The organism is Halomonas sp. Ps84H-12, from assembly GCF_024124725.1.
Lineage (GTDB): Bacteria > Pseudomonadota > Gammaproteobacteria > Pseudomonadales > Halomonadaceae > Vreelandella > Vreelandella aquamarina.
Window position 1 is genome coordinate 1 of record NZ_JAMXSJ010000062.1, and the last position, 9,152, is coordinate 9,152.

Below are 9,152 nucleotides of genomic sequence, written 5' to 3' on the forward strand. Positions count from 1 at the left end.
CCTTGGTGGTTGACAACCGCGCCCTGCAATCCTTCCGGGACTGGACCGTGGTGTTTATTCAGGTGGATGACACCTACGAGATCCGCCCACTGGAGCTGGGCCGCAGCGACGGCAACCTGACTGAGGTGCTGGGCGGCCTGCAAGCAGGCGATCGCTATGTGGTGGAAAACAGTTATTTGATCAAGGCCGATATCGAAAAATCCGGCGCATCCCACGACCACTAACCCAGGAGGCTTTGATGATAAACGCCATCTTACGCTTCTCGGTAGAGCGGCGGTTTTTAACGTTATCCCTTATTCTGGTGCTGGTCGGCGTGGGCGTGTGGAGTTTTCAGCGCCTGCCCATCGACGCGGTGCCGGATATCACCAATGTCCAGGTACAGATCAACACCGAGGCACCGGGCTATTCGCCCCTGGAGGCAGAGCAACGCATCACCTTCCCGGTGGAAACGGCCTTGTACGGCCTGCCCAACCTGTCCTATACCCGGTCCCTGTCCCGCTACGGCCTGTCCCAGGTCACGGTGGTGTTCGAGGAAGGCACGGACATCTATTTCGCCCGCAACCTGATCAATGAGCGCTTGGGCGCCATCAAGAGCGCGCTGCCACCCGGGCTGGAGCCGGAGATGGGTCCCATCGCCACCGGTCTTGGCGAGATCTTCATGTACACCGTAGAAGCCCTGCCCGGTGCCACTCAAGCGGATGGCAGTCCGCTGGACGCTACGGCACTGCGGGAGATCCAGGACTGGATCATCAAACCCCAGTTGGCCCAGGTGCCCGGCGTGATCGAGGTCAACACCATTGGCGGCTACGACAAGCAGTACCACGTCACGCCGTCGCCCCAACGGTTGCTGGAGTTCGGCATCACGGTGGATGAACTGGTCAGCACCCTGCGGGCCAATAACACCAATCGCGGCGCCGGCTATATCGAACGCAACGGCCAACAGCTGTTGGTGCGCTCGCCCGGGCAGCTGGCCACCATTGGCGATATTGAACAGGTGGTGATTGCCAACCGGGATGGTGTGCCAGTCCGGGTAGCCGATGTAGCTGAAGTGGCCATTGGCAAGGAGCTGCGCACCGGCGCCGCCACCCGCGACGGCAAGGAAACGGTGATGGGCACCGCCATGATGCTGGTGGGGGAAAATTCCCGGGCGGTAGCACAGGCGGTGGCCGAAAAGCTGGAGGCCATTCAGCCCTCCCTGCCCGACGGCGTCAAGGTGGAGGCGGTATACGACCGCACAGCCCTGGTGGACAAGGCGATTGCCACGGTGGAGAAGAACCTGCTTGAAGGGGCACTGCTGGTGATCGTGGTGCTGTTTCTGTTGCTGGGCAACCTGCGCGCCGCCTTGATCACGGCAGCTGTCATTCCGCTTTCGATGCTCGCCACCATCACCGGTATGGTGCGGTCTGGCGTATCCGCCAATTTGATGAGTCTGGGGGCGCTGGATTTCGGCCTGATCGTCGACGGCGCGGTCATCATCGTCGAGAACTGTATCCGGCGCCTGTCCCAGGCCCAGCACCAGGGTCAGTTGGCCCTCAAGGAACGTCTGCAATTGGTGTTCGAGGCCACCAACGAAGTGATTCGTCCCAGCCTGTTTGGTGTCGCCATCATTACTGTGGTGTACCTGCCGATCTTTGCTCTCACCGGGGTCGAGGGCAAGATGTTCCACCCCATGGCGGCCACTGTCGTAATGGCACTGCTGGCGGCCATGGTGCTGTCACTGACCGTGGTGCCCGCCGCTGTTGCGGTCTTTATGGGGGGCAAGATCAGCGAAAAGGAAAGCCCGGTAATCAGCGGTGCTAAATCGCTCTACAGGCCTGCGCTGCGGGTGGCTATGAGGTTCCGCTGGCTGGTGTTGGGCGGCGCGACCACGCTGGTAGCGGTCTGTCTCTGGCTGGCGACCACCCTGGGGTCGGAATTTATTCCACAACTGGATGAAGGGGATATTGCACTCCATGCCCTGCGCATCCCGGGCACCGGGTTGGAGCAGTCCATCGAGATGCAATCGCAGCTGGAAGAACGGCTGAAGGCCTTTGGGGAGGTGGACAAGGTGTTCGCCAAGATCGGCACGCCGGAAGTGGCCACCGACCCCATGCCCCCCAGCGTAGCGGACAACTTTGTTATCTTGAAGCCCCGCAGCCAATGGCCGAACCCAGACAAAACCAAGGATGAACTGGTGGCGGAAATGGCAGCAGCGGTGGAAATGCTTCCCGGCAACAAGTATGAGTTCACCCAGCCCATAGAAATGCGCTTCAACGAACTGATCTCCGGCGTGCGCGCCGACCTCGGCATCAAGGTGTTCGGCGATGACCTGGATCAGCTGCTGGCATCGGCCAACGACGTCCTTGAGGTTGTGGAATCCATGGAGGGCGCCGCCGATGCCCGGGTCGAACAGGTGACCGGCCTGCCCATGCTGTCGGTACACCCCAAGCGCATGGCGCTATCCCGCTACGGGCTGACCGTGGATGATCTCCAGGATCTGGTGGCAGCCGGTGTCGGGGGCGAAAACGCCGGCCTGATTTACGAAGGCGACCGCCGCTTCCAGTTGGTGGTGCGTCTTCCCGAAGACATCCGCCGGGATGTGGACAGCCTCGCGGACCTACCTGTCCCCCTGCCGGACGGTGGCTATGTGCCCCTGTCGGAAGTGGCCGAGCTGGAGCTGGCTCCGGCGCCCAACCAGATCAGCCGGGAAAACGGCAAGCGTCGGGTGGTGGTCACCGCCAACGTGCGGGACCGCGACCTGGGCGGATTTGTCGAGGAAGCACAGGCGCGCATTGCGGACGACGTGGACCTACCCGCCGGATACTGGCTGGATTACGGCGGGACCTTCGAGCAACTGCAGTCCGCCAGTCAGCGGCTTGCCATCGTGGTGCCCGTGACCCTCGCCATCATCCTCGCACTCTTGGTGATGGCCTTCGGCTCCCTCAAAGATGCCTTGATCATCTTCACCGGCGTGCCACTGGCCCTCACCGGCGGGGTTCTGTCCCTGTGGCTGCGAGACATGCCCCTGTCGATCTCGGCGGGTGTTGGCTTTATCGCCCTCTCCGGGGTGGCGGTGTTAAACGGCTTGGTGATGATCGCCTTTATCCGCGATCTGTGGCACGAGCAGGGTGACCTGATGAAGGCCATTGTCGAAGGCGCCCTGATCCGCTTACGGCCGGTATTGATGACCGCCCTGGTAGCAAGCCTCGGCTTTGTACCCATGGCACTCAATACCGGCACCGGTGCCGAAGTACAGCGTCCTCTGGCGACCGTGGTGATCGGCGGGATTATCTCGTCCACCCTGTTGACGTTGTTTGTACTCCCTGTGCTCTATGCGCTGTTGCATGGCAGAAGTGCCAGTAACTCCACGCCCACAGGCGACATTAATCACGACACTGATAGTTAACCAACACTCCATCGTGGGGGGGGAATCTCCCCATGATTTTTTCAATGTTCTTTTATTGCGGTTTATATCCTGGAAAGACTATGAACGATCCACCCAAGCAACGAATAGATGACTTGAAAGAAGCCTCACCCTTTCGAACACATCGCATCCACGCCATCAACAGTGACTGGTATTTTTTAACCCGTGAAGGTCAAAATATCGGGCCATTCCCGAACAAAAAAGCGGCCGAAGACAGCCTTGCGGAACTCCTGAAAACTGTCAAAAAGGATGAGTAGCCAATGGCCCAAAATCCACAAAGTCGCCAAGGTACAGGCGACCAGGCACAGAGTAAGCTGAATACAGCAGATGCCTCTTTATAAATAGCCACCAACTAGGTTAACCCAATGAGTCACGACCATGTGCATATACCCCCCGAGACCAAGGATAAACGCGTTGCCATCGCCATCTGGGCGAACGGGATCCTGACCCTGGCTCAGATTGGGGGAGGTATCTTTGCCGGCAGTCTCGCCCTTATCGCGGACGCCTTGCATAACTTCTCTGACATGGCCTCACTCGTCATCGCGTTCGCGGCGCAAAAAATTGCGCGCCGCCAGGCTGACGCAAGGATGACCTTTGGCTACGGACGCATTGAAATCGTTGCAGCTCTCATCAACTACACTACCTGGGCGTTGTCACACACACAGTAGTAATTGTATATCCCTCGCCATACAGCATTAAAGCTCATGACGATGTCATGGTCCGTAGATGCCACGAGTGACTTCTTGGAGCATGGGAAGAACTCCTTACCACCTTTCGTGTGACAGTAGCCTTTCTGTTGGAGCTTCTGCACTATCTCCTTCACAGGGGCATCGACTCTTGGATGCCATCCAGTCGTCCGCTTCATTGTTGTGCGTTTGCCCTCGGTCTTTACCATCCGGCGTTTCACTGAGCTTCCTATGGATAGGTTAAAGCTCAGGAACTTTGCAGCACGATCCTTAGCGTTGGTTATTAACGTCTTTTCCTCCGACAATTCAAGCTTGAGTTTCTGGTCGAGAAACGCCGTCGCTTGCTCTTTGAGCTGCTTGGCAAGTTCTTTAGGTCCAGTTACCCCAATGATCCAATCGTCAGCATATCGGACATATCGAATGCGTATGAAATCAGGATCATTGACCATCACCGAGGGTAAGTGTTCAGCCCTTCGTGACAGCTCTTTTATCTCTTCATCATCCGGTTTGGCTTGTCCTGTTTTGAGCAGATACTCCTTATGAGGTTGATAAACCTCTCATCCTTGATTCGTTGCCTCAGCAATTGAATCAACGTATGATGATCGATATTATCAAAGAAGCCTTTGATGTCTCCTTCAATCAACCAGGTCGTACCTTGCCAGCTAGTATACTCCTTAACGGCAGTATGGCAGCTTCTACCGGGTCTAAACCCATGACTGGCTTCACTAAAGCTTGGCGATTCCGGCGTATCGTAGATTGATTCAAGTATTTCTCGAATCATCTCCTGAACTATTTTGTCGCGAGGAGAAGGGATCCCTAATGGCCGAGTTTTACCGTTGGCTTTGGGTATATTCTTCCTCCTGACGGGAGCACCGCCAATACCCCCCACAGGTAACCGGTGAGCGGCCTGGATACCTCGGCCGGTTCGCGCGCCTTATCAGTCATGTCCACGTGCCGCCTTGGTTAGTACTTGGGTGCAGCGATTCAGTGCGGCTCGTTTAACAGCAATTGTGTGTTGAATTTGCCGTTCGACGGCTCGACACTGCCGTTCATCTCCGCTATCCAGCGCCTGTATAAATTCGGCAATCTCGGGGAGACCGAGACCGGCTTCACGACAGGAGCGGATCAACGCCAACCGTTGCAGGCAGCCGTCATCGAACAAGCGAGAGCCCCCCTGAGTGGTGCCACAGGCGTACACCAATCGCATGTCCAGATAAGTCCGGATCTGATGCACTGACAGGCCGCAGAGACGGGCCGCTTCGGAAATGACACAGCCTTCTTTTTGCGCCCCCGGCCCACCTTCAAGGTTGGGGTTTACCATTCGGGTATTAGCTCCCATGTTGGTCACTCCTTGCCCTGTTGAGTATAAGGTGCGCAATCCGCTGCCCCAGTTCGAAACCTTCCTGAACACTCACCATGTGCACATGCATTTTATCCCGCCCCCAGGCCTCCCCGGCCTGCCGTGAAGCAAAGAAATGGACGTCGCAACAAAACGCACTTCGAATGTCTCCCGCTGCGGCCACCGAGACTAAAGAGACGACCGCGTCCTCCGGCTCAAGCGAAACCACTCCCTGTGGCGTAACCGTCAAGGTGACCGGGTTGTTCGTCTGCGGGCAACGCGATTGCACCTGCGCCCGTTCGCCGATGACAGCTGGAAACATCAAGGCATCCAGTGCACACCAGGTATAAAGTGGCCGATCGTTGACAACAAATGCATGCGGGGTTTCTCGCAGTGTGATGCCGGAGCCGATCAGCCGTCCCTGGCCGTCGTACTCGATGGTCCCGCAGGGCAGTTTTTCCAGCACCAACTCTGCCTCATCAGTCGTCCAGTTGAGCGACTTCGCGAGCCGCTCAACAGTGACCGGTTGTCCCAGGGCAAGCTCGCGCAACAGCGTCACATGAAGCGCGGCTTCCCTTTCGCCGGTCAGACCCAGCCGTTCCACGATCTCATCCATGTTATACATTGGCGGCACCGTCTTATCCCGCACAGCACGACAATTGCTTCACGTCCTTGGTGAAGGTTTGGGCACAGAGCTTGAGCCCCTCCACCATGGTCAGGTACGGGAACAGCTCATCGGCAATGTCGTTCACGGTCATACGCGCACGCAGCGCCATGACGGCCGTCTGGATCAGCTCACCGGCTTCGCCCGCGACGGACTGGACACCCAGCAATCGTCCGCTGCCACGCTCAGCGACCATCTTGATGAAGCCCCCGGCATCGAAGTTAACCAGGGCCCGGGGCACGTTATCGAGGGTCAGGGTGCGGCTGTCGGTGTCGTATCCCTGAGCCTGGGCCTCCGCCTCGGACAGACCGACGGTGGCCACTTGTGGATCGGTAAAGATCACCTCGGGCATGGCGCTGAGGTCGAGGCTGGCGTCACCGCCGGTCATGTTAATGGCGGCCCGACTACCACCGGCGGCGGCCACGTAGACAAACTGGGGCTGGTCGGTGCAATCGCCCGCGGCATAGATGCCCGACGCAGTGGTTTGGAGATGTTTGTCAATCTGGATCGCACCGCCCTCGGTGGCAACGCCGATGGCCTCCAGGTTGAGGTTTTCGGTATTGGGTGTGCGACCACTGGCGACCAGCAGTTGCTCTGCCTGTATCGTGCCGGCGTTGGTCTGTATGGTAAACAGCTGACCGTCGTGGCTCACTTCGCTGGCCTGGGTCTGCTTGAGCACCTCGATGCCCTCACGACGGAAGGCCGCTTCCACGGCTTCACCCACCGCCGGATCTTCCTGTGACAGCACCCGGCTGCGGGCCAGAACCGTGACCTGGCTGCCGAGGCGTGCAAAGGCCTGCGCCAGTTCGATGGCCACCACCGAGGCACCGATTACGACGAGGCGCTCGGGAATGTGATCCAGTTCCAGCGCACTGGTGGAGGTGAGATAGGGAGTTTCGGACAGCCCCGGAACGGGTGGTTCGGCGGGTCTTGCGCCCGTGCCGATAAAGGCCCGGTCAAAGCTCACCGTCTGTTCGCCGCCGGCGTTGAGCGTCACCGTCAGCGTGCGCTCGTCCACGAACCGCGCCTCGCCCTTGAGGACGGTAATCGCGGCATTGTCGTTGAGAATGCTCTGGTACTTGGACTCGCGCAGCTCCTCCACCCGGGCCTGTTGCTGAGCCAGAAGGGCTGAACGATTCACCGCCGGTGCCTGGGCACTCAGTCCGTCGTCAAACGGGCTTTCCCGGCGAAGGTGGGCGATATGCGCCGACCGGATCATGATTTTGGACGGTACGCAACCAATGTTGACGCAGGTTCCGCCGATGGTGCCGCGCTCAATCAGCGTCACCCGGGCACCGCGCTCCGTCGCTTTCAGGGCCGCAGCCATGGCACTGCCACCGCTGCCAATCACCGCAATGTGCAGGTTGTTGTCACTCATAAACGTTACTCCTTGGTTGAAGGGCTATCGCAGCAGGCGTCGTGTTTCTTTTTACGCCAGACGGCATAGCAGGTCAGGCCAATAAATAAGACCAGTGCGGGCAACAGCACGTAGTCGAGATAACCGGTCAGGGCAGCCAGGCCTAACGTTCCTAGCAAAACCACCAGTATCGGCGTGAAACAGCGCGACCAGCACGGTGCAAATGATGCTCACCCGCAACAAGGTTTGGGGTTCGCATGGTTACTCCTGTTTCGCCTGGGGCTGTTTCAACGTGGACGGGTAACCCGCGTTAGTCGTGGCTTGAGTCAGCGCCTCAACGGAGGTTTTCTCATCGTCGTAGGTAACCGTCGCATCACGTTCCTCATATCGGACATCCACAGCGCTCACGCCGTCGACCCGCTTTAGGGCAGCTTTAACCGTAATCGGGCAGGCCGAACAGGTCATGCCTGGAACGGATAAGGTCACCGTTTGTTGCGCAGCCAGGGCAGGCAGGCTGAACAGCGTAAACAGTACGGCAGCAATCAGGGACTTTTTCATGGTGTAGTGCCTCTCAGTCAACATAGTGGATCAGGTTTCAGTAAAACAGCGGTAAGACGAAGGGGAAAGCCAACGCAGTCAGAATGAGCAGCGCGACGATCCAGAAAACGACCTTGTAGGCCGTGCGCACTTGCGGTACCGCGCAAACATCGCCCGGCTGGCAGGCCCCGACAGGTCGATATATCCGGCGCCAGGCAAAGACCATCGCCACCAGTGCCGCACCGATGAACCAGGGCCGATAGGGTTCCAGGGCGGCCAGGCTGCCGACCCAGGCACCGGAAATGCCCAACGTGATCAAGACCAGGGGGCCAAGACAACAGGCAGACGCCAGAGCAGCGGCAATCCCTCCTGCGATCAGCGAACCGCGACCGGATTTTTTGGACTCTGACATTACGATGGCTCCTTTCTAAAAATGGGTGACTGAGGTAAGGTTACTCCCGTAGTCAGCTACGGAATCAACCCCTATGTCCAAAAAACAACACTCAATGACCATTGGAGCCCTGGCCAAAGCCGCCGGTATGGGAGTGGAAACCATCCGCTATTACCAGCGCCGGGGGTTAGTGGCAGAGCCTGAAAAGCCCTATGGAAGCATCCGCCATTACGACGATCAGGCGTTGGCCCGCCTGCACTTTATTCGAACGGCCCAGTGGCTGGGGTTCAGTCTGGATGAAATCGGAGGGCTGCTGACACTGCAGGACGGTACCCATTGCGATGAAGCACGGGTATTGGGCGAGCAAAAACTAGCCAGTGTGCGGGCGAAAATTTCAAGCCTGCGACGCATCGAGCGTGCGCTGGACGGGTTAGTGCAGGAATGCTGCGCTCAGCGTGGGAATGTTGAATGCCCATTAATCACATCGCTCCAGGATGGGCTTGAAAACTCGGCTTTTACCTGATTAAAGAACAAGACAGTCCGTGAACGAGGCGTACACAAAATTAAGGGCTGAAGGGAGGTACGCTAACCTCACCAACCAAAAAAAGCAGGGCCTCCCGAAGGGCGAGACACTAGCAGCCTGTCGGACTTTCCGTTGCACCGTGAGATACTGACCACCGTCATCGCCGAGCTGAGAAGATCGCCATGAGCCGCTTCATCCCTGTGGATCGCCAGACCGATTACCTGCTGCCGCCTTCGGTAGACGAGTGGTTGC

12 protein-coding genes and 2 pseudogenes are annotated in these 9,152 nt (G+C 58.3%); 5 read left to right on the forward strand and 9 right to left on the reverse strand.

Translation table 11 applies throughout. The annotated features are described in order from the left end of the window. From NH344_RS17430 to NH344_RS17445, 4 genes and pseudogenes are all read left to right on the forward strand, one after another. The coding region (locus NH344_RS17430) for an efflux RND transporter periplasmic adaptor subunit (protein WP_290444079.1) at positions 1-224 on the forward strand (224 nt) is incomplete at its 5' end. A 14-nt stretch (positions 225-238) separates the two neighbouring features. Further along, positions 239-3,385, forward strand: coding sequence for a CusA/CzcA family heavy metal efflux RND transporter (locus tag NH344_RS17435; RefSeq protein ID WP_044629832.1), 3,147 nt, complete (start codon positions 239-241; stop codon positions 3,383-3,385). An 80-nt stretch (positions 3,386-3,465) separates the two neighbouring features. Continuing rightward, complete coding sequence (locus NH344_RS17440) at positions 3,466-3,660, forward strand: DUF6316 family protein (RefSeq protein WP_062372392.1); 195 nt, start codon at positions 3,466-3,468, stop codon at positions 3,658-3,660. A 108-nt stretch (positions 3,661-3,768) separates the two neighbouring features. Continuing rightward, positions 3,769-4,047 (forward strand): annotated as a pseudogene (locus NH344_RS17445) (cation diffusion facilitator family transporter); the annotation flags it as partial. Here NH344_RS17445 and NH344_RS18415 read toward each other — a convergent pair. From NH344_RS18415 to merT, 9 genes and pseudogenes are all read right to left on the reverse strand, one after another. Then, positions 4,038-4,538, reverse strand: a complete 501-nt coding sequence (locus NH344_RS18415) for a group II intron reverse transcriptase/maturase (protein WP_366073341.1) — start codon at positions 4,536-4,538, stop codon at positions 4,038-4,040. The pseudogene NH344_RS17445 and the gene NH344_RS18415 sit on opposite strands and share 10 nt — an antisense overlap. A gap of 38 nt (positions 4,539-4,576) precedes the next feature. Next, positions 4,577-4,939: a reverse transcriptase/maturase family protein gene (locus NH344_RS18420; protein WP_366073347.1), complete on the reverse strand. Its 363-nt coding sequence runs from the start codon at positions 4,937-4,939 to the stop codon at positions 4,577-4,579. Further along, positions 4,906-5,034: a hypothetical protein gene (locus tag NH344_RS18425; RefSeq protein WP_366073343.1), complete on the reverse strand. Its 129-nt coding sequence runs from the start codon at positions 5,032-5,034 to the stop codon at positions 4,906-4,908. Before NH344_RS18425 ends, NH344_RS18420 begins: the two co-directional genes overlap by 34 nt. Then, positions 5,027-5,428: a MerR family transcriptional regulator gene (locus NH344_RS17450; protein ID WP_253028226.1), complete on the reverse strand. Its 402-nt coding sequence runs from the start codon at positions 5,426-5,428 to the stop codon at positions 5,027-5,029. The genes NH344_RS18425 and NH344_RS17450 overlap by 8 nt, the downstream gene beginning before the upstream one ends. Then, positions 5,418-6,053: an organomercurial lyase MerB gene (merB, locus tag NH344_RS17455; RefSeq protein WP_023559548.1), complete on the reverse strand. Its 636-nt coding sequence runs from the start codon at positions 6,051-6,053 to the stop codon at positions 5,418-5,420. The genes NH344_RS17450 and merB overlap by 11 nt, the downstream gene beginning before the upstream one ends. Positions 6,054-6,066: 13 nt before the next feature. Beyond that, positions 6,067-7,470, reverse strand: a complete 1,404-nt coding sequence (gene merA, locus NH344_RS17460; protein WP_253028227.1) for a mercury(II) reductase — start codon at positions 7,468-7,470, stop codon at positions 6,067-6,069. A 5-nt stretch (positions 7,471-7,475) separates the two neighbouring features. Beyond that, positions 7,476-7,692: pseudogene (merF, locus tag NH344_RS17465) on the reverse strand (mercury resistance system transport protein MerF). 18 nt (positions 7,693-7,710) lie between these two features. Further along, on the reverse strand, positions 7,711-8,007 hold the full coding sequence (gene merP / locus NH344_RS17470; protein WP_023659522.1) for a mercury resistance system periplasmic binding protein MerP: 297 nt from the start codon (positions 8,005-8,007) through the stop codon (positions 7,711-7,713). A gap of 37 nt (positions 8,008-8,044) precedes the next feature. Then, entirely contained in the window at positions 8,045-8,398 is a 354-nt protein-coding gene (merT, locus tag NH344_RS17475; protein ID WP_008295676.1) for a mercuric ion transporter MerT, read from the reverse strand. Positions 8,399-8,471: 73 nt separating this feature from the next. On the opposite strand from merT, the gene merR reads away from it, so the two are divergent. Beyond that, the gene (merR, locus tag NH344_RS17480) at positions 8,472-8,900 is read left to right on the forward strand and encodes an Hg(II)-responsive transcriptional regulator (protein ID WP_015077956.1); all 429 of its coding nucleotides are present in this window, start codon (positions 8,472-8,474) and stop codon (positions 8,898-8,900) included. Positions 8,901-9,152 lie beyond the last annotated feature (252 nt).